Origin of the sequence: Comamonas sp. 26 (genome assembly GCF_002754475.1) — a bacterium.
In the GTDB taxonomy this organism is placed as follows: Bacteria; Pseudomonadota; Gammaproteobacteria; order Burkholderiales; family Burkholderiaceae_C; genus Comamonas.
Map to the genome: position 1 here is coordinate 1,839,339 of NZ_PEFL01000001.1, position 26,614 is coordinate 1,865,952.

A 26,614-nucleotide genomic window follows, 5' to 3' on the forward strand; every position below is an offset into this window, starting at 1 on the left:
GTTTGGTAAATCAGACGCAGAAATGACAAAACCCGCAGAAATGATTCTTGCGGGTTTTGGCGGTTGTGCCACTTTGAAGTGGCTTGCAGAGCGGCAGTGAGGCTTGTGTTTCAGTGGCCTGTCAGTGCCGACTGCCTTGGCACCTGGCTGCAATAGTCAGCGCATATTGCGCCGTATTGCGGATGAGCGCTTAGCGCTTGCGATCGCGTTCGTCTTCGGGCCAGATGTTCATGATGTTGAGGATTTGCATGGGAAAGTTCTCCTGTATGCCTGTACAACGCTTGAGAGATTCAGCTGGTTGACAGCTTTTGAAAATTTTTAAAATATTTTTATCGAGTCCGGAATCACGCTGCGGCAGGGGCACGCTTGCGATCGCGTTCATCCCAGGGCCAAGCCATCGAGGACATAGCTGCGGCAGCCTTTGTGGGCAGTGCTTGGGCGGTGTCGGTCACAGTGTTGGTCATTGCAGTTCACTCCTTTGAGTGTTCAACGTGTGGTTCTGACTGCTGGTTGACAGCAAGCTGAATTAATTAAGCAAGTAAATGAAACCCGCGTTTAGTGATGTTTTTTGAGAACTCAAAAAAATAGCGGCCTTCCTATGACTGGCATAGGTTGGCCGCTATTTTTAGTACTACGGGCTAATGCTGAAGGCGCTTAGCAAACTTCGGTAGTCAGCGCCTCGATTTGCTCCGACAGTTCAAGCCAGCGCTCTTCCAGCTGCTCGATTTCGCCATTCACATTGCTCAGCAGCTTGCCTGCTTCGACGATATCGCCAGCGGGCAGACCGGATGTGGCCAGCTTTTCTTCCAGCGTGTTGCGCTGGGTGTTGAGCTGAGGCAGTTTTTTGTCGATCTGCTCCAACTCTTTCTTGAAAGGCTTGGTCTTGTCGGCCAGCTGCTGGCGCGCGGCGGCGGCCAGGCGGCGGGCTTCCTTGGGGTCAGCCATGGCGGCGGTTGCAGCAGCAGCGACGGCAATAGCTTCTACTTTAGGAGCTTCAACTGCTTGTACGACTTGCGCTACAGGCTCCGGAGCCTGAACTTCCGCAGGCTTTTCAGTGCGGGCATTGTTCTCTGCCTGACGGGCTTCTTCGCGCAGGCGCTTGGATTCGTCCAGCAGGTAGCGCTGGTAGTCGTCCAGCGTGCCATCGAAGGGGCCCACAACGCCGCGGCCAACCATCCAGAAGTCTTCGCAGACCGAGCGCAGCAGCGAACGATCGTGCGATACCAGCATGACGGTGCCGTCAAAGTCGTTGATTGCCATCGCCAGCGCTTCGCGGGTGGCCAGGTCCAGGTGGTTGGTAGGTTCGTCAAGCAGCAGCAGGTTGGGGCGCTGCCAGACGATCATGGCCAGCACCAGGCGGGCTTTTTCGCCACCGCTCATGCTGCCCACGGCCTGTTTGACCATGTCGCCGCTGAAGTTGAAGGTGCCAAGCCAGGTGCGCAGATCTTGCTCGCGGCTGGCGGCAGGGGCTGCGGCGCCGAGTTCGCGGGCCAGACGGATCATGTGCTCCAGCGGATTTTCGCTGGGGCGCAGCACGTCCAGTTCTTGTTGGGCAAAATAGCCAATGTTCAGGCCCTTGCCTTCGGTGACTTCACCTGCCAGCTGCTTCATCTCGCGGGCAATGGTCTTGACCAAGGTCGACTTACCCTGACCGTTGGCGCCCAAGATACCGATACGCTGACCGGCCAGCACCGAGCGGTTGACGCCGCGCAGGATGGTGGTCTGGTTGCCTTCTTCATCGGTGTAGCCAAAAGAGGCATCGCTGATGGCCAGCATCGGGTTCGGCAAGCTCGCTGGCTCTTTGAACTCGAAGGTGAATTCGGCTTCGGCCAGCACAGGGCCGATCTTTTCCATGCGCTCGAGCTGCTTGACCCGGCTTTGTGCCTGTTTGGCTTTGCTGGCCTTGGCCTTGAAGCGGTCAATAAACTTCTGCAGGTGCGCCATCTTCTCTTGCTGTTTGGCAAAGCTGGCGGCCTGCAGCTCAAGCTGCTGGGCGCGCAGCTCTTCAAAGCGCGAGTAGTTGCCGCCGTAGCGGTTGATCTGGCCACCCTGAATTTGCAGGGTGACGTTGGTGATGGCGTCCAGGAACTCGCGGTCGTGGCTGATGACGATCATCGTGCCGCTGTAGCGCTTGAGCCAGGCTTCTAGCCAGACCAGAGCGTCCAAGTCCAAGTGGTTGGTAGGCTCGTCCAGCAGCAACAGGTCGCTTGGCGCCATGAGCGCGCGGGCCAGTTGCAGGCGCATGCGCCAGCCGCCCGAGAAGCTGTTGACGGGGTGGCTCAGCTCCGAGACCTTGAAACCCAGACCCAGAATCAGCGCTTGGGCGCGTGCTTCCGCATCATGGGCACCGGCATCGCCTAAGTCGATATAGGCCTGGGCGATTTCCATGCCGTCTTCAGAGGCTTCGGCTACGGCCAGCTTGGCGTTCAGCTCGGCCAGACGTGTGTCGCCATCCAGCACAAACTGGGTAGCGGACTCGTCCGTCTCTGGCATGTGCTGGGCCACCTGGGCCATGCGCCATTGCGGAGGGATGAAGAAATCACCACCGTCTTCGCTGATGCTGCCGTTGAGCAGAGCAAACAGGCTGGACTTGCCCGCACCGTTACGGCCAACGAGGCCCACGGATTCTCCCGGGTTGATGGTGGTGCTAACCTGGTCGAGCAGGACTTTGGTGCCGCGGCGCAGCGTGATGTTCTTGAGGCTGATCATGACTGGTAGTGATTATCCCAGTGATTGGATGCCAGCCTGCGGCCCCGTGAAATAGGCTGCCGTGATAAGGCAGTGTTCAGCCGTCGATTTCGCTGGTACAAAGCAAGCGATGGCGCGTAGCTCAAATTGTTATTCGCCTGTAATGTCGGTGAAATCTGACGCAATAAAGGTGCTTGTCTTGGCAAGATCGCGTATCTTTTAGTCCGTTACAGCTCTGGGTTCAGCAACGAATGCAGCAAAACGTGTCACATACACCAAAGACCGCCGCACATTGGCGCGTTGAGGACATAGACTTTTCGGCCATTGAGCGCACAGTCGTTGAGGGCAATGAAGATTTGTTCTTCCTGCTGACGAGTGCCTCGTTCATCGAAACAGGTTCAGATACCTATGCCGCTAATCTGGCTGAGCATTACGCGGCCTGGCCCGAGATTGCGGACTGGCTAAGCACGCAGTGGGAAGCCGAGGAATTGCAGCACGGCAGAGCCTTGCGGGCCTATGTAGAGGCGGTGTGGCCCGCATTCCCTTGGCAGCAGGCCTATGACAGCTTTTTTGCCGAGTATTCGCAGCTGTGCACCATGGAAGAGCTCTACCCCGATCAGCGGCTAGAACTGGTGGCGCGCTGCGTGGTTGAGACCAGCACTACGGCTTACTACCATACGCTGCGCGATTTGAGTGACGAGCCGGTGCTGAGCCAGATGCTGGGTCATATTCGCAATGACGAGGTGAACCACTTCAAGCACTTCCTCAAGTTCTTCAAAGAGATGCAGGACGAATCCCCGGTGGGGCGCACCCGCATTGCCAAGGCGCTGTATGGACGGCTGAAGGAGCTGCGCGATAGCGATACGGAGATCGCGCTGCGCCATGTCTGGGCGCACAAGGGACCGTATTTTTCCGCTACGACGGTCCCCTTGGAAGAGATGGCGCAACGTATATACGAGCTGATCAGCAGCCGCCTGCCCGCGGATCTGGCGGTGCGAATGTTGCTCAAGCCCATGCTGCTGCCGCAGCGGGTGGAGGGTCTGATACGAACACCTATCTCTAAATTGGCGACGCGGGTGCTGGCGCACGGTTAAGTGCGCCAGGCAGTCATCAACGCGCCATCAATGCGCTACATGGAAAAAGGCCCGGAACTCTGGCGAGTCCGGGCCTTTTTTGTCTGATGCTGCTATTTTGATAGCTGCTTGCGCTTATTTTTATTGCGGTATAGCGTTATTTGACCAGTGACGCAGCGCTTCTTCGGTAATGAGTAGCACTTGCTCGTCGCCCGAGCTGGTATCGAGCCAGAAGATGGGCAGGCCTGGGAAGGCGGCTTCAAAGAACGGCTTTTCGTTGCCGATTTCCAGAATCACCACGGCATCCTTGTTCAGGCGCGCAGGCAGGTCCTGCAGCAGCTGGCGAATGAAGTCCATGCCGTCGGTGCCACCGGCCAGGGCCAGTTCAGGCTCGGCCAGATATTCGGCGGGCAGCTTGCCCATGCTGTCGGAGTTAACGTAAGGCGGGTTGCACAGCACCAGATCCCATGGACCGGGCACGTCGCTCAGGCCGTTGCTTTCCAGCAGCGTCACGCGCTCTTGCAGGCCATGCTTGTCGACGTTGATGCGGGCCACGGCGAGTGCATCGGTCGAGATGTCGGCACCGGTGACTTGCACATCGGGGTAGGCCATGGCGGCCAAGCAGGCCAGCGAGCCGTTGCCGGTGCACAGGTCCAGCACTTGGGTGGTCTTGTCGCTCAGCCAGTCGTCGATGCTGCCGTCGGCCAGCAACTCGGCAATAAAGCTGCGCGGGACGATGGAGCGCTCGTCGATATAGAAGGGCACGCCGACCAGCCAGGCTTCATTGGTCAGATAGGCGGCAGGCTTGCGTGTGCGGATGCGCTCTTCCAAAAGCATCGCTATCTGCGCTTGCTGCTCTTGCGTGACAGCCTGATTGGATACGGATTCTGGCGCGCCGGGCGTGAGCTCGCTGTCCACTGGCAGGGCCAGTTTCCAGAGAACCAGCCATGCGGCTTCGTCTTCGGCAGTGGCTGTGCCATGGCCAAAGGCCACGCCAGCCGCCGTCAGCGCCTGCGCGCCGCTGGCAATCAGTTCGGCAATGGTGTTGCCGGTGATGGCGGGAGAGGTGCTTGCGTTCATGGGGCGGTCGCTGCGCTGGGCGCTGTGGTGGTTTGCTGGCGCTGGAGTTGTTCCAGTGTCTTGCGGTAAATGTTCTTGAGTGGCTCGATATCGGCCACGGCAATGTTTTCGTCGATCTTGTGGATGCTGGCGTTGGGTGGACCCACTTCGATGACTTGTGAGCAGATCTGCGCGATGAAGCGACCGTCGCTGGTGCCGCCGGTGGTGGAGAGCTCGGTATCCAGACCAGTTTCATCCTTGATGGCAGCCTGCACGGCCTTCACCAGGGTGCCGGGCGTAGTCAGGAAGGGCTGGCCGCCAATGGTCCAGATCAGTGAGTACTCAACGCCGTGGCGCTCAAGCACCTCATGCACGCGTTGCTGCAGAGAGTCTGCGCTGGACTCGGTACAGAAGCGGAAGTTGAAGTCGATCACTACATGGCCGGGGATGACGTTGCTTGCGCCAGTGCCGCCGTGGATATTGCTGATCTGCCAGCTGGTGGGCGGAAAGAAGTCATTGCCACGGTCCCAGACGGTGGCAGCCAGCTCGGCCAGCGCGGGTAGGGCTTCGTGAATGGGGTTGCGGGCCAGTTGCGGGTAGGCGATATGGCCTTGCACGCCGTTGACGGTGAGCTTGCCGCTCATGGTGCCGCGGCGGCCGTTCTTGATCATGTCGCCGGTTTGCTTGACGGAGGTGGGCTCGCCCACAATGCACCAGTCCAGGCGCTCGCCGCGCTTGCGCAGTTCTTCAACAACGACCTTGGTGCCGTCGATGGAAGGGCCTTCCTCATCGCTAGTCAGCAGCAGGGCGATGTCGAATGCGGGCTCGGGCGTGTCCTTGAGAAACTCTTCCAGCGCCACGACAAAGGCGGCAATGGAGGTTTTCATGTCGCTGGCACCCCGGCCGTACAGGCGGCCATTGCGGTGCGTGGGCACAAACGGCGGGCTGTTCCATTCCTTGAGCGGGCCGGGCGGCACCACATCGGTATGACCGGCAAACACGAGTACGGGTCTATCCGTTTTGATAGCGCCTTGCGCAGATTTTGTCTGCGCTGGAGCATGTTTTGCCCATAGGTTTTGCACGCGGAAGTCGGCAGGGCCACTGTCCAGCCGCTCGCAGGCAAAGCCCATGGGTTTGAGGGCATCGGTCAGCAGCTCAAGGCAGCCGGCATCTTCGGGGGTGACAGAAGGCAGGCTGATGAGCTGCTCGGTCAGTTGCAGGGTCCGGGACATGGGATTGGGGCTTCAAACTAAAACAATGTCAGGACTGCTGGCGCTGACTGCAGGCGCAGTGCAAGGTCAGGCGGTTTTGACATCGAGGGTGATTTCCGTGAAGGACGGCTGATCGTCTTCGTCGGGCAGCATCACATCGGTGACGACCATGGGGCTGACTGGTGCGCGGCTGGAATCATTATCCATACGCCACATCAGATTGGTAGGCGAGTCTGCATAGGACAGCGCTTCATTACGCTCGATTGTGCCATTGCGCACCAGGGTAGCCAGCGCTTCTTCAAAGGTTTGTGAGCCTTCGGCCATGGATTTCTCCATGGATTCCTTCACGCCGCCAAAGTCACCCTTCTGAATCATGTCGCTGATGAGTTTGGTGTTGAGCATGACCTCAACCGCCGGTACACGCGTGTGGTTGACGGAGCGCACCAGACGCTGGGAGATCACGGCCTTGAGCGAGGCCGCCAGCTCACCCAGCATGGAAGGACGTACCTCTTCAGGGAAGAAGGACAGGATACGGTTGAGCGCGTGGTAGCTGTTGTTGGCGTGCAGCGTGGCCAGACACAGATGGCCGGACTGGGCATAGGCCAGCGCGGCCGACATGGTTTCGCGGTCGCGAATTTCGCCGATCAGGATCACATCGGGTGCCTGGCGCAGCGCATTCTTGAGCGCGGTGCCCAGCGTGGCGGTATCGGTGCCGACTTCGCGCTGGTTGACGATGGATTTCTTGCTGCGAAACTGAAACTCGATGGGGTCTTCCACAGTCAGGATATGACCCGAGAGCCTTTCATTGCGCTCATCAATCATGGAGGCCAGCGTCGTGCTCTTGCCCGAGCCTGTGGCGCCCACAACCAGGATCAGACCGCGTTTATCCATCACCAGATCGCTGATGATGGGCGGCAGGTTCAGGCTGTCGCGCGAGGGAATCTGATAGGAGATAAAGCGAATGACCACGGCATAGCTGCCGCGCTGGCGCATGGCGCTGATACGGAAACGGCCCACGTCCTGCAAGGGAATGGCCAAATTCAGCTCTCCCGTCTGCTTGAGCTCCTCAATGGCTTCGGCGCTGACGACCTCGGCCAGCAGGGCCAGAGGAGCGTCAACCGGCAGTTCCTGGTTGTTGATGGGAACGCTGATGCCGTTGATCTTGATCATGGCCGGCGCACGGGCCGACAGATACACGTCGGACGCCTTTTTGTCGGCCATCAGACGCAGAATTTTTTCCATGGTGCTCATTTTTCCTCATCCCTTTACGCCGCCTGTACGCAGGCCTCTTAGTGAGCGCATGTTAGCGCCTTGTTACGCGAGGTGTGAGGGGGACTGGCCCCGAGTCGTGATTTGGCGCATGAAAAAGCCTGCGCGCTTTGAGGGCGGGCAGGCTTGCAGTCACGGCTGTGTGAATCAGTCGCGCAGCAGGTCGTTGATGCTGGTCTTGGAGCGAGTTTGTGCATCCACGCGCTTGACGATGATGGCGGCGTACATGGAGTAGTCCTTGCCATCCTTGGTTTGCTTGGGGATGTTGCCGCTGACCACCACCGAGCCGCTGGGCACGCGGCCGTAGCTGATTTCGCCGGTTTCGCGGTTGAACAAAGGAGTGGATTGGCCGATGTACACGCCCATGCCCAGTACCGAGTTTTCTTCCACGATCACGCCTTCCACCACTTCGGAGCGCGCGCCAATGAAGCAGTTGTCTTCAATGATGGTGGGGTTGGCTTGCAGGGGTTCCAGCACGCCGCCCAGGCCCACGCCACCAGACAGGTGCACGTTCTTGCCCACTTGAGCGCAGGATCCCACGGTGGCCCATGTGTCAACCATGGTGCCTTCGTCCACATAGGCGCCGATGTTCACGTAGGAAGGCATCAGAATCGCGCCCTTGGCGATGAAGGAGCCGCGACGGGCCACGGCTGGGGGCACCACGCGCACGCCGGTAGCGGCGATCTGGGCTTCAGTCATGCCTTCAAACTTGGTGGGGACCTTGTCGAAGAAGTTCAGCGCGCCGCCGTTGATCAGGGCGTTGTCTTTGAGGCGGAAGGACAGCAGCACGGCCTTCTTGATCCACTGGTGCACGGTCCACTGGCCCACGCCTTCGCGGGTCGCTACGCGCAGCTTGCCGTCGTTGAGTTCGGCAATCACGTGTTCCACGGCATCTGCCACTTCCTTGGAGGCGGAGGAGGGCGAGACATTGGCACGGTTGTCCCAAGCGGTGTCGATGATGGATTGCAGTTGTTGCGTCATGATTTTTTCGGTCAAAGATCGAAAGTTGAGGTGAATCGTTAAGTCATAAAAGGCCTGCGGTGGCAGGCCTTATGAGGGAGTATCAGCGGGTACGGACTTCAATAAATTGGGCAATGCGCTGAGCGGCTTCCAGACATTCTGCCGTTTCTGCCACCAGTGCCATGCGGATGCGGTTGGCACCGGGGTTGAAACCATTGGCTTCGCGGGCCAAATAACTACCCGGTAAAACTGTAACTCCTGTATGAATATACAGCTCTTTGGCAAATTGTGCATCATCCATGCCCAATTCGGCCGGAATGCCTGCCCACAGGTAGAAGCTGGCGTCGGGCAGCTTCACATCCATGACCTTGGAGAGCACGGGCGTGACCTGGGCAAATTTTTCGCGGTACAGGCGGCGGTTTTCCTGCACATGGGCCTCGTCGTTCCACGCGGCCACAGATGCTGTCTGAACCACAGGGCTCATTGCGCCACCGTGGTAGGTGCGGTAGAGCAAAAAAGACTTGAGCAATTGCGCATCACCGGCCACAAAGCCGCTGCGCAGGCCAGGCACATTGCTGCGCTTGGACAGGCTGGTGAACATCACCAGGTTCTTGAAATCATGGCGGCCCAGCTTTTTCGCAGCTTCCAGCCCGCCCAGCGGGGCTTCTTCCTGAAAGTAAATCTCGCTATAGCACTCGTCGCTGGCAATGACAAAGCCGTGTTTGTCAGACAGGGCAAACAGCTTTTCCCATTCAGACAGGGGCATCACCGCGCCTGTGGGGTTGCCGGGCGAGCAGACAAAAATCAACTGCGTGTTCTGCCACACATCCTCGGGCACGGTATCCCAGTTCACGGCAAAGTTACGCGATGCATCGCTGGCTGCGTAGTAAGGCGTGGCACCGGCCAGCAGCGTTGCGCCTTCGTAGATTTGATAGAAAGGGTTGGGGCAGATGACGCGGGCACCGGGCTGGGTGTTGTCCACCACCACTTGCGTGAAGGCAAACAGTGCCTCGCGTGAGCCATTGACGGGCAGAACCTGCGTGGCGGCATTGAGCTCAATCCCGTAGCGCTGGTTGGCCCACTGGGCACAGGCTTCGCGCAGCACAGGCATACCAGCCGTGGCGGGGTAAACGGACAGACCCTGTAGTTCGCTGCTCAGTGCCTGCTCAATAAACGCAGGCGTAGCGTGGCGTGGCTCACCAATCCCCAGGCTGATGGGACGTACACCTGCGGGAGGCTGTGCGGAGGCAAACAGCTGGCGAAGGCGTTCAAACGGATAGGGCTGGAGTCGCGAGAGCAGGGGGTTCATGGATGCACATTATGGGCTGATGCCATTTCCGCATGAAAAATCAGGGCAGATAAGTGCTGGGTTTGACGCTTTTCGTCGTCACTTTTTGTATTTTTCGTCGAAATCGATGACGAAAAGCCAGCTATCAGGGCGAAAAGTCAGATGCTTACGACAAAAAGAGCGAGGTATGAGCCTGCAGTGCAAAGGCATGAAGACTCATTAATTGATAGCTGCTAGCGCTTAATAGGTAAGAGCTAGAGCCTTTTTTATCAAAGACTGGCGCGCTGGGCTTTGGCCTTGGCCAAAATGGCGGCAATCGTCGCTTTTTTATCAGTGGCTGGCGCTGCTGGCTGCGGGGTATCTGCCGTGGCTTCTGTCACGGGTGCAAGGGCGGTGGTGCGAACCGGCGCGTTGGCCTTGCGACCTGTGCGTTGCAGGTGGGCGCTGTAGCGGCCGCGGGCATGGGTGGCTTGTGCGGGGCTCCAGGCATCCCAGCCTGTGGCTTCGCCGCTGGCATTGATGAGTTCAATACAGTCCACGGGGCAGACGGGAATGCAGAGCTCACAGCCGGTGCAATGCTCGGCAATAACGGTGTGCATGCGCTTGTTGGCGCCCAGAATCGCATCGGTAGGGCAGGCCTTGATACAGAGCGTGCAGCCAATGCACCAGGCTTCGTCAATGACGGCCAGCGTGCGCGGCGCATCTATGCCGTGCTCGGCGCTCAATGGAATTTCGCTTTGGCCGGTGATGAGCGAAAGGCGGCGAACGCCTTCCTGGCCGCCCGGTGGGCATTGATTGATGGGGGCTTGCCCGCTGGCAATGGCCCCTGCATACGACGCGCAGTCGGGATAACCGCAGCGCGTGCATTGAGTCTGGGGCAGGGCTGCATCAATGTTCGCAGCCAGTGCTTGAAGCGGGGAGGCTGCGGACAGTGATGAGTTCATGCTGGTCTGGTAAGCCTTTAGGCCCTGGCGCGATGGTTGTTGCGCTGTTTTGGGGCGGGGGGGCTATTTTGACCTGTTTTTTCCGGCTCGGCGGGCTCGTAGTTTTCCATCATGCTTTCAGGCATGGGCGCATCGTCGCTCACACTGCTCAGGTGGCCTGCAGCGCTGGCGGCTGTGGCGGCTGCCGGCTGGTGGGAGTGGATGAAGGCCTGCACCTGTGGGTACACCGTTTTACGCCAGCGGCTGCCGCTGAAGATGCCGTAGTGGCCAGCACCTTGCACTTCAATATGCTGGCGTGCCGTTTCCTTGATACCCGAGCACAGATCATGCGCAGCACGGGTCTGGCCGGACCCGGAGATATCGTCCAGCTCGCCTTCCACGGTCAGTAGTGCAGTGTTCTTGATATCTTGCGGGCGAACCAGCTCGGGCTGGCCTTGCTCGTTGCGCACATTCCAGGTGCCGTTGACCAGCTTGTATTCCTGGAACACCGTGGCGATGGTTTCGAGGTAGTAGTCAGCATCCATGTCCAGCACGGCGTTGTACTCGTCGTAGAACTTGCGGTGGTGCTCGGCACTGGCTTCGTCGCCCTTGATCAAGTCCTTGAAGTAGTCGTAATGGCTGTTGGCATGGCGGTCGGGGTTCATGGCCACAAAGCCCGAATACTGCAAAAATCCAGGGTAGACGCGGCGGCCTGCGCCCGGGTAGTTGCTGGGTACCTCGTAGATGACGTTGCTCTCGAACCATTCAAAGCTGCGCGTTTCCGCCAGATTGTTCACGGCCGTCGGCGAGCGGCGAGCATCAATGGGGCCGCCCATCATGGTCATGGACAAAGGCGTGCTCTCGCCGCGGCTGGCCATTAGCGATACCGCAGCCAGCACGGGGACGGTGGGCTGGCAGACGCTGACCACATGGCACTGACCATAGCGGCCCTGCAGGTAGCGAATGAACTCCTGCACATAGTTCACATAGTCGTCGAGGTGGAATTCACCTTCGGACAGTGGCACGGTGCGTGCGTTCTTCCAGTCGGTGATGTAGACCTTGTGGCCGCTGAGCATGCTTTGCACGGTGTCGCGCAGCAAGGTGGCGTAGTGACCGGATAGGGGGGCGACGATCAGCACCACGGGTTGGCTGAGCATGGCTTCCAGCGTATGCGGGTCATCAGAAAAGCGCTTGAAGCGGCGTAATTCGCAAAATGGTTTGTCGATTTCCACGCGCTCGCGGATGGTCACATCAACGCCATCGACTTCGACATTGAGCAGATCAAACTGGGGCTTTTCATAATCCTTGCCCAGTCGATACACGAGATTGAAACCCGCCGCCATACGCTGGGCCATGGGCACCTTGCTGAAGACGGAGTGCGGATTGTTGTAAAACTTGGAGGCGGCTTGGGCAAAGTCTGCAAATGGCTCGACCATTGCGCGTTGCATTTCGTAGATCTGATAGAGCATGAGGCACTTTTGCGGTTATGTTGCAGTGCAATATAACAGCGGCAGTTGACAAGCGAAGTAGTAAATTCACTTCTCGTGCCTCATCTGATGGCAATGCACAACGCGGGCTTTCGTGCCGCTTGCATGAAAGAAAAAAGCTGACACTGCCAGCTTTTTTCGGTGATGGTTTCAGTAAGTGCTCAGTCCGCTTCGCCGGGCTTGGTGCGGGCCAGCTTCATCACTTCATGAGGCGGCTGGGTTTTCATACGGTGATCGCTCCAGACTTGACGCCAGCGGCGTGCGCCGGCCAGGCCATTGCGCAGGCCCAGCATGTGGCGAGCAATTGAATACCAGTTCGTACCATGCTCGCGTGCTTCGCGCTCCATATAGAGCACCATCTGCTCCTCAATGGCTTCACGTGTGCGCTCCTTGCTCTCATCCTGATAGTAAAGACCGTCCCAAGAGGCCATCCACCAGGGGTTGTGATAGGCTTCGCGGCCCACCATCACGCCATCAACCATCTGCAACTGCTGTTGCACCAGCTCATCGGTCTTGATACCTCCATTGACGGCAATGGTCAGTTGCGGGAAGTCGCGCTTGAGCTGGGCCACGATTTCATAGCGCAGCGGCGGAACTTCGCGGTTTTCCTTGGGGGAAAGGCCCTTGAGCCAGGCATTGCGAGCGTGAACCACAAATACTTTGCAGCCAGCTTCAGCCACGGTGCCGACAAAGTCGCGCACAAAGTCGTAGCTCTCGATCTTGTCGATACCGATGCGATGCTTGACGGTCACGGGCACAGAAACCACATCAACCATCGCTTTGACGCAATCGGCGACCAGTGCGGCTTCATTCATCAAGCAAGCACCAAACGCGCCGCGCTGCACACGCTCACTAGGGCAGCCGCAGTTCAGGTTGATCTCGTCATAGCCCCACTGCTCTCCCAGGCGCGCGCTATGTGCCAGATCGCCAGGTTCAGATCCGCCCAGCTGCAGTGCAACAGGGTGCTCTTCCGCCTCAAAACGCAGATGGCGAGCCACATCGCCATGTACCAGTGCACCGGTTGTCACCATCTCGGTGTAGAGCAAGGTGTGCTGGCTGAGTAGGCGGTGAAAGTACCTGCAATGTTTGTCTGTCCAGTCCATCATTGGCGCCACGCTCATGCGCCACATGTTGCTATCTTGTTGATTTTTAACGGTTTGTTCGGTGCTCATAGCATGAAAATTGTGCTTTGGTGCCTTGATTAAGGCCTTCGTTTTGCCTGATTCTGCCTATAAGTGCCGCACTCGGTGCTACATTGAGGCACCACGAAATTCAGGGTGCCTTGCATGGGAACAATCACTCAACGTAAGAGAGCAGATGGCTCGATTTCATATCGTGCACAGGTCCGTGTGCGGCAGGGCAGTGAGTATCTTCATGGTGAGTCCAAGACCTTCACGAAGCGGGCTCTGGCGCAAGAGTGGATCCGTCGACGCGAGTTCGAGCTAGAGAAAGCAACGGCTAGCGGGGATCCAATCAATGGCTACGTCACTCTCAAGCAGATACTTGAGGATTATGTCAGTGATGCAAAAGGCATCGTGGCATGGGGGCGGTCCAAGACGGCCGATATCGCCCGGCTGCAGAAAGCCAAGCTGGCGCACCGGGATGCCCGGCATCTGCGTGCCATTGACTTCGTTGATTACGCAAGGTGGCGGCGTACCGAAGAGGAGGCAGGCCCTGCCACAGTACTCAATGACATCGTCTGGTTGCGCCAGGCATGCCTTGGGGCTGTTACTCGGTATGGCATGAACAAGCTGGTGCAGGAACTGGATGCCGCCAAGCAAGAGTTGCTGCGGCTGAAGGTCATAGCCAAGCCGCGCCGGCGCATTCGTCGCCTGAAGGCTGAGGAAGAGGCTGCGCTCAGGGCGTACTTTGGCAAGCAGGAAGTTCGCGCCAAGGTCCCCATGCTCCAGATCATGGAGTTTGCGCTGCTGACCTCACGGCGCCAGGAAGAGATCACCGCGCTCAAGGTCGCTGATGTGGACTTTGGGAGCCGCGTTGGCTGGCTGGACGATGTGAAGCACCCCAAGCTCAAGACCGGCAATCGCCGCTGTTTTCGGATGCTGGAACCTGCGTTGGCATTGATCAAGCAGCGAATTGAGTCAGGGCAGGCTGGTGAGTTGGTTTTTCCCTATAACCATCGCAGCATCAGTTCCAGCTTTACGCGTGCCTGCAAGCTTTTGAACATCCCGGATCTGCGGTTTCATGATCTGCGGCATGAAGCCATCAGCAGGTTGTTTGAACGTGGCTACAGCATTGAGCAGGTGGCGCAATTCTCTCTGCACGAGTCGTGGGCCTCTTTGAAGATCTATACCCACCTTGACCCAGCTGATGTACCCGAACTGAATTGAAGTGTTAAGTGCGAAAGACCGACAGGCGGTCATTGAAGGCTGCGTGTTGAAACAATGAATGTCGTTTCTTTGAGCGTCGCTTGTAGACCATCGAGGGTCGTTCAGGACACTTAAATAGCTTTGTCCCTTATTTAGCTCATTGCTGTAACCAAATTGGAGGGAGCGCAACTGCTCGGTCTCCCCAGCACCCTAACTTGCAGTCGGGTGCTGGGTTCTCATTTTTACTTCACGCAAGTCACGCTGGCAGCGTAGCTGTCATTGAACGTATAGGAACTGCTGCCGTCAGTCATTACGCCCCAATGTCCAGCTCCTCCGGGTGCTGCGGTCCAGGTGAAGCGAATACTCCAACCCCCGGTGTGTTGCAATCCACTGGCGACGAGCCCTTCAGCTTCTGGAAGAGTAGGAAGGCGCCACCCAGACGAACCGTTGATAGTTCCTGAACAATAGGCATTGGCAGCGCCCCAGTTCAGCGAGATGTTGGCAGGACTCCAAGTCAGTCCTCCTTGGGAAATGAAACCGTTGCTGATGCTGCCGATGTAGCTGAGCGGCATGAACTGGTTACCGCCAATGTATTGCAACTGGATCGAGGAGTATTGCGCGCCATAAAGAGGTGCTCCCGTGGCTGCTGACGCCATGGCAATCGAGCTAATGGAGGAGGAAACAATGGACTGGCCTGCATTTGGCGTAATCTGCCAGCCGCCCGCACCTGCGCCGCTGATGGCGATGATGTCGCCGATTTGAGGGCTGGACGGGAGGGTGAAATTCAGTCTGCTTGCACTGTTGGAGACGTAGCTGAAGTTCGAGTTGGCCTGGGTGTTCGCGGTCACGACTGACCACGTTGGCGAGGCATTGCAGATATATTTTGTGCTGGTGATTTCTCCGGACTGCAGTACGTTGTCGTCATCGGTGTCGAGACCCGCGGTAATCCGCGTACCGCCGTAGATACAGTTGGCTCCGGCGGGCTCGCTGGAAAGTGAAAGCAGCGTGCTGTGGCCATTAGCCCCTGTAGGACCCGTGGCACCGGAAGGGCCTGTAGCACCGGCAGGGCCCGTAGCACCGGCAGAGCCTGTAGCACCGGCAGGGCCCGTAGCACCGGCAGAGCCTGTAGCACCGGCAGGGCCCGTAGCACCGGCAGAGCCTGTAGCTCCGGCAGGGCCCGTAGCACCGGCAGAGCCTGTAGCACCGGCAGGGCCCGTAGCACCGGCAGAGCCCGTAGCACCGGCAGAGCCCGTAGCACCTGTAGCACCGGCAGAGCCCGTAGCACCTGTAGCACCGGCAGGGCCCGTAGCACCGGCAGAGCCCGTAGCACCGGCAGGGCCCGTAGCACCGGCAGGGCCCGTAGCACCGGCAGAGCCTGTAGCTCCGGCAGGGCCCGTAGCACCGGCAGAGCCTGTAGCACCGGCAGGGCCCGTAGCACCGGCAGAGCCCGTAGCACCGGCAGAGCCTGTAGCACCGGCAGGGCCCGTAGCACCGGCAGAGCCTGTAGCACCGGCAGGGCCCGTAGCACCGGCAGAGCCCGTAGCACCGGCAGAGCCTGTAGCACCGGCAGGGCCCGTAGCACCGGCAGAGCCCGTAGCGCCTGTATCACCCGTAGCACCTGCAGGGCCAGTGGCACCTGTCGAACCTGTGCAGACGTATTTAGTTTCACTGACTTCAGTTGTATCTAGTTTGTTGTCACCGTTCTTGTCTAGGCCGGCCATGACCTGGACGCCTCCGTTGGCACAGTTGCTGCCCTCGGCTTCAACCGCCATCGCAATTAGGGCCGAGGTGCCGTTGAGCGCGGGTTCGCTAGGCGAATCATCGCTGCCGCCACCACAGCCAGGCAGGAGGGAAATGGCTCCAGTGAGGACAATTGGAGTTAAGGATCTAAACATTTTGTTATTCATGAGAAGTGGTTTTTGGTAGTTGCATTCAAATGATAAATTGATAACTAAATGTAAATTAAATACTGTCTCCTGCAGTCAACAGATATCAGAGGTGCAGTCACATATTTCTTGTGGGATGCCGTTTGCAGATGAGATGCCAAGCGTTCCTGAATTTTTCTATGTCGTCAGTCGCGTTGCTGCCGCTGTAATAGATGGCCGACGTATCGTTGAGCCAGCCCTTTTTGCGCTTTTCAACATCTTTGGCGGGCATCACGAATACCTCAGGGCTGGTGCTTAAATCATCGAAGGACTTGTAATTCAGGAGCACAAAGAAGAGGTCTTTCTCGCCTGAGAGGTCGCATCGGCTTTACGCTACTCAGCACCTCACAGCCCGCCACTCCTGTTCGGCCTGAGCCTTCATTTGGTCGATGTACGCAGCCAGCTTGCCTGCATCCATAAACCACTGACTCTTGTTGGACCCCAAGCGATAAGCAGGCACAGGCAATGCCTGCTTGTTCGCGGCTTCGGCGGCGCGTTTGGGGCTTAGGCCGAAGAATTCCATGCAGCATTTCTCCAGCGGGATGTTCACGTCGCCATAGATGGCCAGCAGTGCGAAGTGCGTGTTCATGATGTGGCCCTCTCTTTTTTCTCTTGAGCTGGTAGATGCTCTGTGCCTGAAAACACATCGTTGGGTACGTTGAAAAACTGGAGCTTTCCCTTCCAGGGATGAAAAGGGATGGGGCGGCTGTCGCGTAGCACGAAGCCCCAGCTTCCTTCCTGCTTCCACTTCGAGCTGGACTCTTGCACGCAGTCCGCCACGCAGGTCCAGCCCACAAAGCCGCCGCGTTGCAGATCTTCATAGGCGGGAAGGTCTGCGGGCAGCAGCCCCATGCCGTCGAGCTCCTGCACGACTTGGTCGTAGTAGGCGCGGGTCATGGTCAGGCCTGCATGGATCAGCAGGCGGCCGCGAAAGTTGGTGGGCCAGTCGCGGTTTTCAATGTCTTTGTGGCCGTTGACGATCAGCCAGGCCCAGGGCTGACGAATGCTCAATGCGGTGATCATTTTTAAGCCTCGCTCTCTTCTAGTGCCTGGATCTCGGTGTAATCGGCGCTCGGCTGCCACCGCATGGCGTCGTCCATGTCATCGAGCGAGACAGCGGGGTCTTGGGGCAGTTGAAGCCACCAGGCGCGATCTCCCAACTTTTCGGTGATGTAGGCGATGCGGTCTTTGGTGGGTAGCAGCTGGCCGCCGGGGCCGCGCAGATCTCGCAGGATGCGTACCTTCTGCAGCTCCTGAAAGTCGTTGGTTTGCTGGGCTTCAGCCGCCTGCATGGCCTTGGCAATGGCTGCGCTGGCTTCCTGCTGCTTGACCTTGGGTTCGGCTTTTTTGCTGCCGGGCTTGGCAGGGGCTTTGCCTGCGCGCTGGGCGGCTTCGGTTTTCATTTCGACTTGCACCTGCTTCTGTATGCCTACCAGGTGGAAGTCAGCCAGGTTCTGTAGCTCTTCCAGGTAGTAGAAGACGGTGGCCACGATGATCCGCAATGTGCCCGAGCTGACGGAGTGCGTTGCCGCAGCCAAGAGCCGCGATTCGCGCAACACCACCCAGGCCAAGGACTTCCTGGGCGACGCCACGCTGTACATGAACACCGCTGGCTCGGCAGCCAACCTGGCCGAGGTCTCCGCGCCCTACATCTACTTTGACGAAATTGACCGTGCCGAGCAGAACATTGACGGCGAAGGTGACCCCGTCACGCTGGCCGAGGCCCGTGCCACTCAGTACGCTAACGACGCCAAGTTCTTCTACACCTCAAGCCCGAGCATCGAAGGCATCTCCAAGATCGACAAGCTCTACGACAAGGGCACGAAAGAGAAGTACTTCGTACCTTGCCCGCACTGCGACCACTTGCACCCGCTGGAGCTGGAGAACTTTCACTACGCTCGCGACGAGGAAACAGGCTTCATGGACCGTGCCTGGTTTGTCTGCCCAGAGTGCGGCTGCGAGATCGATGAGCGCCACAAGGTCACCATGCTGCTCGGCCTTCTATATGCCCATTGGCGCCCAAACCTGGCTGGATATGGCCCGCTACTACGCCTTTGCCAAGGAAGCCATCAAGGTTGGCGACCACTCGTTCATGCAGGTGTTCTACAACACCCGCCTGGCCCTGAGCTACCGCAACAGCGAGACCACCACTACCGCCGCGCAATTGCGCCGCCGTGCCGAGAATTACCCGCTGCGCGTGCTGCCCGACGCCGCACTGGTCGCCACGATGACGGTCGATACCCAGGGCGACCGGCTGGAATGCCAGATCGAGGCCTGGGGGCCGGGCATGGAACACTGGGTCATCGACTACATCGTGTTGCCGGGCTCTCCCACCGAAAGCGCAGATGCGCCTGGCAGCGTGTGGCAGCGCCTGGACGAGATCAAGCGCACGCCACTGCTGCACGCCAGCGGCAGGCTCATCCCTATCAGCGCGTACGGCATTGATTCGGGCGGTCATCACACGCAGGACGTCTACAACTACGGCATGGCCCGCAAGCGGTTCAACTGCGTGGTACTGCATGGCTCGCCTCGTCCGCACAAGCCCATCATGAGCAGCATGCCCAGCAAGGTGGACATCGACTGGGGCGGTACCAAGGTCAAGGGCGGGGTGGAGCTTTGGACGGTCGGCACAGACGTTGCCAAGGACTGGCTGAGCAACCGCATGCAGCTGACCGAAGGCAGCGGCGCCATGCACTTCCATCAGGATCTGCCGCCCGCCTGGTTCGACATGATGGTGGTGGAGCAGCCGCGCATCAAATTCATCAAGGGCCGATCGATACGCGAATGGTTCAAACCACCAGGCGCCCGCAACGAGGCATGGGACTTGTCTGTCTACAACCTGGCACTGGCCCACCAACTGGGTCTGCACAAATGGAGCGCCATGGACTGGAAGCGTTTGCGCGAGAAGCTGATACCGCCCAATCTGGACCTGTTTGCACCCGCTCCAGTCGCGCCTGTGCCCGTTCCTGAGGCTCTGCCGCCCAAGGTGGCTGACCCTGTCGAAGCTGCACCAGTACAGCCAGCCGCGCAGCCGCCATCGCCTCAAACCATACCCACGCCAGAGCCCGAAACCACAGCGCAGACCGTCCGGGCGTCTGTACTCGCACCTGAACAGCCCGTTGTCAGCGAGCCTCCTGCTCCAGCTGTTCAGGCACCCGCGCCACTGGCCCCAGTGCCCGTAGCCACTGCCATGAATCGCGCCCCCGTGGGACGCCGTATCTATTCGAGAGGGATTCGCTAATGACCAACCATCACCAAACTGAGACCGAGGCCCTGCGCCTGGCTGCTGCCTCCCCGCAAGCCGATGAAGCCCCAGCTGAAGACAGCGAAGAGCAACAGGATCTGGATGCGCTGTGTGAGCAGTGGGTGCGCTGGAAGGCCACGCGCCGCTTCTATGCGCCACCGTCCAAGATCGGCTCCATCCTGGGCCAGCTCAGCGGTGCGCGCACCAGGCCGCTGCGGACCGATGGGCCGGACGCCATATGCAGCGCGGAGCTGGCGGCGTTCCATATCGCGTATGCAAGTCAGCCCGATGCGCTGGATAAGCGTGTGTTTGATCTGTACTACGTGCATCGTGTTGCGCCGGTGAAGACGGCTGCAGCTGCGCTGAAAATCAGCCGCAAGCACTTTTACAGCGTGCTGGGTGATTTTCGAAAGCGACTTTATATGGCGTCGCAGGGTATCCTTGCCGCGAAAACTGAACTGCCGGGATCAAATCAGACAACGTCAATTTCGACGCCATGATCGACGGCGTGGTCACTTCGATGCAGTGACCGCAATGATTTCAGTCATCAGGCTCCTGTCGGCCAGAAGCAGACAATCGATAAGCAGGAGCTATCGAAGCTAGATCAGTAGCGATCAAAATTTAGAGCACCAAGCAAAGAAAGTTAAGGTCAAAAAATAATAAAAATTGTATTTTTTATATAAAAGGCCTATAATAAAAGTTGTTGCGAAATAACTTCAGCTAGTCTTCTCGCAGCGCCCTGTCAGATCTCAAATAATCCTCTGACATGCAATTTTCGCGAAATTTGTCGCACCGTTGGCTGTCGAGCAGCAGCCAATCGAGTTATCCAAAGCTCATGCAGGTCACTCAGCCTGCTCTCTGACTGAACTAGATTCCACTGTCTTCTATTGCTATGGGCAAGTACTTCGTTACGCCCTCATCCCATAAGACCCATTGCGGTCGCTTTCAAGCTTCCTTCGCACTTCAGCGCACAAGGCAAAACAGCAGCTACTGCCGTGTTTTTCGCTTTGACAAAACATTCGCCACGACCGAAGCAGCAAAAATCTATGCTGTGACGCAAGGCTGGCTGCATGCGTCTATGCAGCCCTCAACGTGCTGAGCTGAAAACAAGCTCTCAACTTCATCTGGTTGCTACGGACTCCCACTCCCACAGCCATATTCAAACGATGCGTCAACCCTTGGCACGTCACAAATAGAAAAGGCTCCTTCAATGAGCACCAAAATTTACGTTGGCAACCTTCCTTACTCCGTAACCGATTCCAGCTTGAGAAGCAACTTTGCTGAATTCGGAAGCGTTACCTCGGCCAAAGTCATGATGGATCGCGATAGCGGACGCTCTAAAGGCTTTGCGTTTGTAGAAATGGCGTCTGTCGACGCTTCTCAAGCAGCTATTACTGCGCTGAATGGAATGTCCGTTGATGGACGTTCGATCGTCGTCAACCTTGCGAAACCTCGCGAAGAAGGACGCGGAGCCGGTGGCAATCGCGAATACCGTGCCAGCTCTCGTCCTAATGTTGGCTATGGCAATGATGGTTATGGCGGTGGTAACAGCTACTGATTTAGCTACACACCCAAGAAAAACGCCCCACGATTGAGGGCGTTTTTCTTGGGTGTTTGCATTGCAAAGTAGGATTTACAAGCCTTTGGATGACTGCAAAGGGTCGAACAGAGACAGTCACAAATCGGCCAGAAGCAGACTTTGCCTGTGTCACGATTGGAGTGCGTGGGAAGCTGAGCAGTTAAGCTAGAATTTACTTACCGGGATAGCAGCCTCCCGGCCCGCAAGGGTAGACGGTGTCTCGTCCAAGTGCTGGATATTCTCTATGGAGTTTTTTTATGGACACCGCTTTGCCTAGGTCGACTGACCAGGTTGCGCCTACATCTCTTTCGCTTTCAGAAGCTCTACGCTTTTGGTTGAAGCTTGGGTTTATCAGTTTTGGCGGTCCTGCAGGTCAAATTGCCCTCATGCACGAGGAGCTTGTAGACCGCCGCCGGTGGATTTCTGAGAAGCGTTTCCTCCATGCCCTGAACTACTGCATGTTGTTGCCTGGGCCGGAAGCCCAGCAACTTGCAACCTACCTGGGGTGGCTGCTTCATCGGACATGGGGCGGTATCTTGGCTGGCGTTCTTTTTGTTCTGCCATCGCTATTCCTCATCATTGCTCTAGCTTGGCTGTATATGGCCCACGGTGACATGCCAGTCATTGCTGGCTTCTTCTATGGCATAAAACCGGCTGTAACGGCCCTCGTGGCACAGGCCGCTTATCGCGTAGGTTCAAGGTCACTCAAAAATAGATGGCACTGGGGTATTGCTGCCACAGCCTTTATTGCTATTTTTACGCTCAATGTTCCATTTCCGCTCATCGTTCTGGTGGCTGCTGTTATCGGCTACATCGGTGGCAAGGTGCAGCCACAGGCCTTCGGTGGCTCCATCCATGGAAAAGGCAATGAACCTCAGAAAGTGGGGGCAGCACTCATAGACGACGACACTCCGACTCCGCCTCATGCAAAGTTTTCTTGGCGAGGATTTTGGTCGGTTGCACTGGTCTGCTTGACTCTGTGGGGCAGCGTCATGGGCGCTCTTGCCGCGCTGTTCGGACTGGATTCGCCGTTGGTACAGATGGGATGGTTCTTTACCAAGGCAGCATTGATGACCTTTGGTGGCGCATACGCGGTGCTACCTTATGTCTATCAAGGGGCAGTGGATAATTTTCATTGGCTAACTGCGACACAAATGATTGATGGATTGGCTTTAGGTGAGACAACACCTGGCCCTCTCATCATGGTGGTGTCCTTCGTGGCATTCGTGGGTGGGTGGACAAAGGCAATCTTCGGAGCAGAGTCTCTATTGCTCTCCGGAACCGTGGCGGCGGTGCTCGTGACCTTCTTCACCTTTTTGCCATCCTTCTTTTTCATCTTGCTTGGTGGCCCCTTCATTGAGTCCACTCACGGCAACCTGAAGTTCACCGCACCATTGCTCGCCATCACTGCTGCGGTGGTAGGCGTCATAGTGAACCTTGCTGTCTTCTTTGCCTACCACGTCATATGGCCCCAAGGCTTTGCGGGGCACATAGAGTGGCCTTCGATTGCAATAGGGCTGGCGGCAGCCATTGCGTTGCTTCGCTACAAGGTCAATGTCGTGTACGTCATCGTTGCAGCTGGCTTGGCAGGATTACTCGTGCGATTCCTGCTCTAACCACATTTGCGTAATTGAGGGCTATGTCTGCAATGGGTCGTCCCCAGACAGTCAGACTGGGCACGAGTGGTTTGCTTTCCTAGTTTGATACCGTAGCGTCAAAACATGTCAAAGCCTTAGTTGTCACCTCCAGAGGTGACAACTAAGCAGTGGACGAAAGGTGACAAAACACCCCAAAATTCGTGCCAATTCAGGTAGGTCTAAAAAATCCGCCTGAGACGAAAAAAACCACCGTAGCCGCCTGCAAAACAGGCTCAGCCCCCGCACTTCGAAAGGAGCCGGGGGCTTTTTCTTGGAAGATCCAGATGCTCAACATCTCGCGCACAGGCCAGTCTCTCGCAGACATGGCAGACCAGGTGCGAGGGGTGCCTGCGCGTCTGATTCCCTATGCCACAGCCACTGCATTAACGCGCTGTGCCAAGCAGGCACAGACGGTTGAGCTGCCCCAGGCCATGCACAAGGCCTTTGACAACCCGACCAGCTACACGCTGAACGCGCTGCGCATAGCGCCCGCTACCAAGGACAAGCTCAGTGCCCGCGTCTTGGTGAAGACCAAAGCCATGACCAGCGGTAACGCGCAGGAAAGCTATCTGCAGCCTGAGGTCGAGGGCGGTCAACGTGGCTCCAAGGGAATGGAAAACGCGCTGCGCTATGCCGGCGTGCTCTCAGCTGGGCAGTTTGTGGTGCCCGGTGCCGCAGCCAAGCTGGATGCCAACGGCAACGTCAAGGGCGCGGACGTTCGCACCATCCTCAAGGCGCTGAAGAACCTCAAGGCCGTCAGTGCCACGCGCAGCCGCAGTGGCAAGCGCTTGGCGAAGGGCCGCCAGTTGGCAAATGACTTGTTTGTGGGCAAGCCCCAGGGTGGCAATCGCTCTGAAGGCATTTGGCGGCGTGAGGGCAAGCGGCTGCGTCCCTTGTTTGTGTTCACTAACGTTGCGCCGACTTACCGGCCGCGCCTGGATTTCGCTGGCGTAGTGCAGGGTGTGGCGCGCAAGCAGTTTCCGGCTGAGTTTGCCAAGGCCGTTGCCTCCATGAAATCGAAAGGACGCTGGTAATGAGCACAGCAGAACTTCAGTCCTGGCAGGACCGGCTTGCCAGCTATCTGGCAGCCGAAAAGCGAATCCTTGATTCGCAGGAATACCAGGTCGGCCAAGGCCAGACGGCCAGGCGTAACCGCCGTGCCGAGCTGGAGCAGGTTCAGAACGGCATTCGTGAGTGCCAGCAAAAGATTGGCCTGCTGCAAGCGACCATGGCGCCGCGCGGCCGCCGCATCATCAATCTTCGACCCCGTTAAGCATGCAGCTCAATTTTTTTGACAGGGCGATCGCGTACATCGATCCGGCCCGGGGGGCAGCTCGCGCCAAGCAACGTGTGCAGATAGCGGCTGCCGACCAGCTGATGCAGCACACGGGCCTTAATGCCATGGGGCCAGCCGAAAATTCCGAGTCCGTTAACCGCTCCAGCCGCTGGTGGAACCCTTTTCCGCGTGATGCGCGTGCCGACAGCATGGCCCGGCTGCCGCTGCAGCGTGGCGCTTCCCGCGAGCTGACGCGAACCTCGCCCATTGCCACAGGTGCCATCAACACCAATCTGGACCGCGTGGTGGGCACCGGGCTGGCCCTGGTCGCTGCGCCGGCCATGAAGTTGCTGGGCTGGAGCGATGAGCGCGCCCAGGCCTGGAAGACCAAGGTGCAGCAGGAGTTCAGCCTGTGGGCGGACAGCACCGACTGCGATCTGGAAAGCACGCTGACTTTTTATCAGCTGCAGCAACTGGTGCTGCGCAGCACCCTGGAGTCAGGCGACTGCTTCAGCAATCTGCCCGACGCCGCGCGCACCCGCATGCAGCCTTATGCCTTGCGCATTCAGGTGCTGGAGGCTGATCGCGTCGGCAACCCGCTGGGAAAGATGGATACGGCAACCATTGCTGGTGGCGTGAAGCTTGAAGCCACAGGTGCACCGGTCTCTTACTTTATCTATGACCAGCACCCCGGATCGGCCCAGGCCGTGGGTGCCAGAGCATACCGTGGAGAGTGGGTGGAGCGTATCGGCAACCGTTCCGGCCGCCGCCGCGTGCTGCATCACTTTCGCAAGCAGCGCCCGGGTGCCGTGCGTGGCGTTCCGTATCTGGCCCCGGTGATCGACTGCATCAAGCAGATCTCCCGCTACACCGAGGCCGAGATCATGGCTGCGGTGATCACTTCTTACCTGACGGTTTTCATCGAGACGCCTGAGGGTACGCCATCCGGGGTGTTTCAGGGCGAGAGCAAGCAGGAAGAAGAGTCTGGCGAAATTGGCCTCGGCATGGGCTCGGTGGTAGGGCTTGCTCCGGGCGAAAAGGCCAATCTGGTCAACCCAGGCCGCCCGAATCCCAATTTCGAGCCCTTCATTCTGGCCGTCATCAAACAGATCGGCATGGGGCTGGGCCTGCCTTACGAGCTGCTGCTCAAGCAGTTCAACGCCAGCTATTCAGCCAGTAAGGCCGCGCTGCTGGATGCCTGGGCCTATTTCCGGGGTGTACGCAACTGGCTGGCCCTGTCGTTTTGCCAACCCATCTACGAAACATGGATGACCGAAGCGGTCGCTACCGGCCGCATAGAGGCTCCTGGCTATTTCTCCGATCCGCTGATGCGCTGGGCCTATATTGGTGCAGGGATTTCCTTCCTCGCACTGTGCGTGCTGCGCTCGGCCATGGTGATTGCAATCGTGTGCGGGTCAGTGCCGAGCGACGGGCTGCAACCTATAGAACGCAAGCTAAAGCCAACGCCGCTGCCGGCAACGATCTTGCAGATCGACTTGAAACCTTCGACCGACACATTGTCGAAGGCGTCGAAGTGGTCGCAAGACTCCGAGGCGATCTTGCGAGGCGAGACGACGAGGTAGTGCTACTAAGCCGACAAGTGAAGAGCGAGCGCGCGTTGAATGCGGATTAGTAGTCTGGTTGATCTGATCACCTGTGCCGGTTACGTTTGACCAGTTGTCTGGTTGTGACCGGGCGCATTCGGCCAGAAGCGGACAAAGCAGAATGCATGATGGGATCTATTTATTCATTGTGAATCCATTGATGATCAACTGATTCCATGCACTGCGAGTAATTGCTTTTTCAGAGATGCAGCGGAGGGGCTAAGCATGCGACCCCGTTTCTGTATTAGACCCAAAGTCCGCCATAGCTGAGGTTCAGCCAAGGGTATTCCGCAGACTTTTGGGTGGCTCTCAGGTAGAGCAAGCTGGGGAATGGCTGCCATTCCTAATCCAGCCTCTACAAGAGCGAGTGCACCAGTGACATGATTACATTCGTACCACGCCATTGGCTGATCGGACAATCCTGCCATCACTTGGTCCAAAAGCAATCGATTGCTGCTTTGATGTGATACGGAAACGAGACGCTCCCCGGCTAGCTCTGTCCAAGCCACCTCTGATCGACCTGCCCATGAGTGACTGCGCAGCATCGCTAAAACATATCTCTCGCGTGTCAACACCTCAAACTGCAGTCCAGGCTCCTGGCTTCCTGTAAAGCTCACTCCGAAATCGGCCTGTCCTCGCACTACGGCTTCCAATACATGGCTGGCATTTTCATCAATGACATGCACTTGTACTTCTGGGAACTCAATAGCAAAAGAACGCAATGCAAGGGGTAGGAGATGGTTTGCAACAGATGGAATGCAGGCTACGGTCACTGAACCCCGGTGAGGTAAAGCTTGATCGGTAACGCGCTGAACCGCAATTTCAAGGCCCGCCAGCGCTGCGCGCGCTTCAGTGAGAAATTCTTGGCCAATAGCTGTAAGTTGAACATGCCTAGTTGTTCGTTCAAGCAGTTTTGCTCCTAGAGCCTCTTCCAGACGCTCGACCCTGCGACTCAATGCAGGTGCAGACAAGCAAAGGCTTTCTGCCGCCATGCGAAAGCTTGCTTTCTCTGCTGTGGCCACAAACGCTTGCAGCTCAGCCAAGTCGAATTTAATGCGTTTCAT

24 protein-coding genes and 1 pseudogene are annotated in these 26,614 nt (G+C 57.9%); 10 read left to right on the top strand and 15 right to left on the bottom strand.

Annotated features, from left to right (window positions below):
• Window positions 1-654: 654 nt before the first annotated feature.
• A complete protein-coding gene (locus tag CLU84_RS08525) occupies window positions 655-2,709 on the bottom strand; it encodes an ABC-F family ATP-binding cassette domain-containing protein (protein ID WP_099736828.1) in 2,055 nt (684 codons plus the stop codon).
• 230 nt (window positions 2,710-2,939) lie between these two features.
• On the opposite strand from CLU84_RS08525, the gene CLU84_RS08530 reads away from it, so the two are divergent.
• Complete coding sequence (locus CLU84_RS08530) at window positions 2,940-3,782, top strand: ferritin-like domain-containing protein (protein WP_099736829.1); 843 nt, start codon at window positions 2,940-2,942, stop codon at window positions 3,780-3,782.
• A gap of 120 nt (window positions 3,783-3,902) precedes the next feature.
• On the opposite strand, the gene prmB is transcribed toward CLU84_RS08530, so the two are convergent.
• The 8 genes from prmB to dusA all read right to left on the bottom strand — a co-directional run bounded on the left by prmB (window position 3,903) and on the right by dusA (window position 13,130).
• A complete protein-coding gene (gene prmB / locus CLU84_RS08535; protein WP_099736830.1) occupies window positions 3,903-4,841 on the bottom strand; it encodes a 50S ribosomal protein L3 N(5)-glutamine methyltransferase in 939 nt (312 codons plus the stop codon).
• A complete protein-coding gene (dapE, locus tag CLU84_RS08540) occupies window positions 4,838-6,052 on the bottom strand; it encodes a succinyl-diaminopimelate desuccinylase (RefSeq protein ID WP_099736831.1) in 1,215 nt (404 codons plus the stop codon). Before dapE ends, prmB begins: the two co-directional genes overlap by 4 nt.
• 66 nt (window positions 6,053-6,118) lie before the next feature.
• On the bottom strand, window positions 6,119-7,282 hold the full coding sequence (locus CLU84_RS08545; protein ID WP_099736832.1) for a PilT/PilU family type 4a pilus ATPase: 1,164 nt from the start codon (window positions 7,280-7,282) through the stop codon (window positions 6,119-6,121).
• 165 nt (window positions 7,283-7,447) lie between these two features.
• Entirely contained in the window at window positions 7,448-8,281 is an 834-nt protein-coding gene (gene dapD, locus CLU84_RS08550; protein WP_099737947.1) for a 2,3,4,5-tetrahydropyridine-2,6-dicarboxylate N-succinyltransferase, read from the bottom strand.
• 82 nt (window positions 8,282-8,363) lie between these two features.
• Entirely contained in the window at window positions 8,364-9,569 is a 1,206-nt protein-coding gene (gene dapC, locus CLU84_RS08555; protein WP_099736833.1) for a succinyldiaminopimelate transaminase, read from the bottom strand.
• A 248-nt stretch (window positions 9,570-9,817) separates the two neighbouring features.
• The gene (locus CLU84_RS08560) at window positions 9,818-10,492 is read right to left on the bottom strand and encodes an RnfABCDGE type electron transport complex subunit B (RefSeq protein ID WP_099736834.1); all 675 of its coding nucleotides are present in this window, start codon (window positions 10,490-10,492) and stop codon (window positions 9,818-9,820) included.
• A gap of 17 nt (window positions 10,493-10,509) precedes the next feature.
• The gene (locus CLU84_RS08565) at window positions 10,510-11,940 is read right to left on the bottom strand and encodes a polyhydroxyalkanoate depolymerase (protein WP_099736835.1); all 1,431 of its coding nucleotides are present in this window, start codon (window positions 11,938-11,940) and stop codon (window positions 10,510-10,512) included.
• Between the two features lie 179 nt (window positions 11,941-12,119).
• Window positions 12,120-13,130, bottom strand: a complete 1,011-nt coding sequence (gene dusA, locus CLU84_RS08570) for a tRNA dihydrouridine(20/20a) synthase DusA (protein WP_099736836.1) — start codon at window positions 13,128-13,130, stop codon at window positions 12,120-12,122.
• A 114-nt stretch (window positions 13,131-13,244) separates the two neighbouring features.
• On the opposite strand from dusA, the gene CLU84_RS08575 reads away from it, so the two are divergent.
• Window positions 13,245-14,306, top strand: a complete 1,062-nt coding sequence (locus tag CLU84_RS08575; RefSeq protein WP_099736837.1) for a site-specific integrase — start codon at window positions 13,245-13,247, stop codon at window positions 14,304-14,306.
• 221 nt (window positions 14,307-14,527) lie between these two features.
• On the opposite strand, the gene CLU84_RS08580 is transcribed toward CLU84_RS08575, so the two are convergent.
• The 5 genes from CLU84_RS08580 to CLU84_RS22355 form a co-directional block, all read right to left on the bottom strand.
• Window positions 14,528-16,180 carry a hypothetical protein gene (locus CLU84_RS08580; RefSeq protein ID WP_199173708.1) on the bottom strand — a complete coding sequence of 551 codons (1,653 nt, stop codon included), beginning with the start codon at window positions 16,178-16,180 and terminating at the stop codon, window positions 14,528-14,530.
• 109 nt (window positions 16,181-16,289) lie between these two features.
• Complete coding sequence (locus CLU84_RS08585) at window positions 16,290-16,442, bottom strand: hypothetical protein (protein ID WP_158235175.1); 153 nt, start codon at window positions 16,440-16,442, stop codon at window positions 16,290-16,292.
• A gap of 105 nt (window positions 16,443-16,547) precedes the next feature.
• Window positions 16,548-16,799 carry a pyocin activator PrtN family protein gene (locus CLU84_RS08590; RefSeq protein WP_099736840.1) on the bottom strand — a complete coding sequence of 84 codons (252 nt, stop codon included), beginning with the start codon at window positions 16,797-16,799 and terminating at the stop codon, window positions 16,548-16,550.
• Window positions 16,796-17,233, bottom strand: coding sequence for an ASCH domain-containing protein (locus CLU84_RS08595; RefSeq protein WP_233209978.1), 438 nt, complete (start codon window positions 17,231-17,233; stop codon window positions 16,796-16,798). The genes CLU84_RS08590 and CLU84_RS08595 overlap by 4 nt, the downstream gene beginning before the upstream one ends.
• Window positions 17,234-17,235: 2 nt before the next feature.
• Window positions 17,236-17,835: a hypothetical protein gene (locus tag CLU84_RS22355; RefSeq protein WP_233210176.1), complete on the bottom strand. Its 600-nt coding sequence runs from the start codon at window positions 17,833-17,835 to the stop codon at window positions 17,236-17,238.
• On the opposite strand from CLU84_RS22355, the pseudogene CLU84_RS22645 reads away from it, so the two are divergent.
• The 8 genes and pseudogenes from CLU84_RS22645 to CLU84_RS08645 all read left to right on the top strand — a co-directional run.
• A pseudogene (locus CLU84_RS22645) lies at window positions 17,723-18,142 on the top strand (phage terminase large subunit family protein); the annotation flags it as partial. The gene CLU84_RS22355 and the pseudogene CLU84_RS22645 overlap by 113 nt on opposite strands.
• A gap of 73 nt (window positions 18,143-18,215) precedes the next feature.
• Window positions 18,216-19,451 (top strand): terminase gpA endonuclease subunit, encoded by a 1,236-nt coding sequence (locus CLU84_RS22360; protein WP_369826820.1) that lies wholly within the window; start codon window positions 18,216-18,218, stop codon window positions 19,449-19,451.
• Complete coding sequence (locus CLU84_RS08615; RefSeq protein WP_099736844.1) at window positions 19,451-19,954, top strand: hypothetical protein; 504 nt, start codon at window positions 19,451-19,453, stop codon at window positions 19,952-19,954. The genes CLU84_RS22360 and CLU84_RS08615 overlap by 1 nt, the downstream gene beginning before the upstream one ends.
• Before the next feature lie 710 nt (window positions 19,955-20,664).
• Entirely contained in the window at window positions 20,665-21,012 is a 348-nt protein-coding gene (locus CLU84_RS08625) for an RNA-binding protein (RefSeq protein WP_099736846.1), read from the top strand.
• 278 nt (window positions 21,013-21,290) lie between these two features.
• Window positions 21,291-22,649, top strand: coding sequence for a chromate efflux transporter (chrA, locus tag CLU84_RS08630; RefSeq protein WP_099736847.1), 1,359 nt, complete (start codon window positions 21,291-21,293; stop codon window positions 22,647-22,649).
• Between the two features lie 305 nt (window positions 22,650-22,954).
• Window positions 22,955-23,704 carry a hypothetical protein gene (locus CLU84_RS08635; protein ID WP_099736848.1) on the top strand — a complete coding sequence of 250 codons (750 nt, stop codon included), beginning with the start codon at window positions 22,955-22,957 and terminating at the stop codon, window positions 23,702-23,704.
• The gene (locus CLU84_RS08640) at window positions 23,704-23,943 is read left to right on the top strand and encodes a hypothetical protein (RefSeq protein ID WP_233209979.1); all 240 of its coding nucleotides are present in this window, start codon (window positions 23,704-23,706) and stop codon (window positions 23,941-23,943) included. Before CLU84_RS08635 ends, CLU84_RS08640 begins: the two co-directional genes overlap by 1 nt.
• A gap of 2 nt (window positions 23,944-23,945) precedes the next feature.
• Window positions 23,946-25,529: a phage portal protein gene (locus CLU84_RS08645; protein WP_233209980.1), complete on the top strand. Its 1,584-nt coding sequence runs from the start codon at window positions 23,946-23,948 to the stop codon at window positions 25,527-25,529.
• 185 nt (window positions 25,530-25,714) lie between these two features.
• Here CLU84_RS08645 and CLU84_RS08650 read toward each other — a convergent pair whose 3' ends face one another.
• Entirely contained in the window at window positions 25,715-26,614 is a 900-nt protein-coding gene (locus CLU84_RS08650; protein ID WP_099737949.1) for a LysR family transcriptional regulator, read from the bottom strand.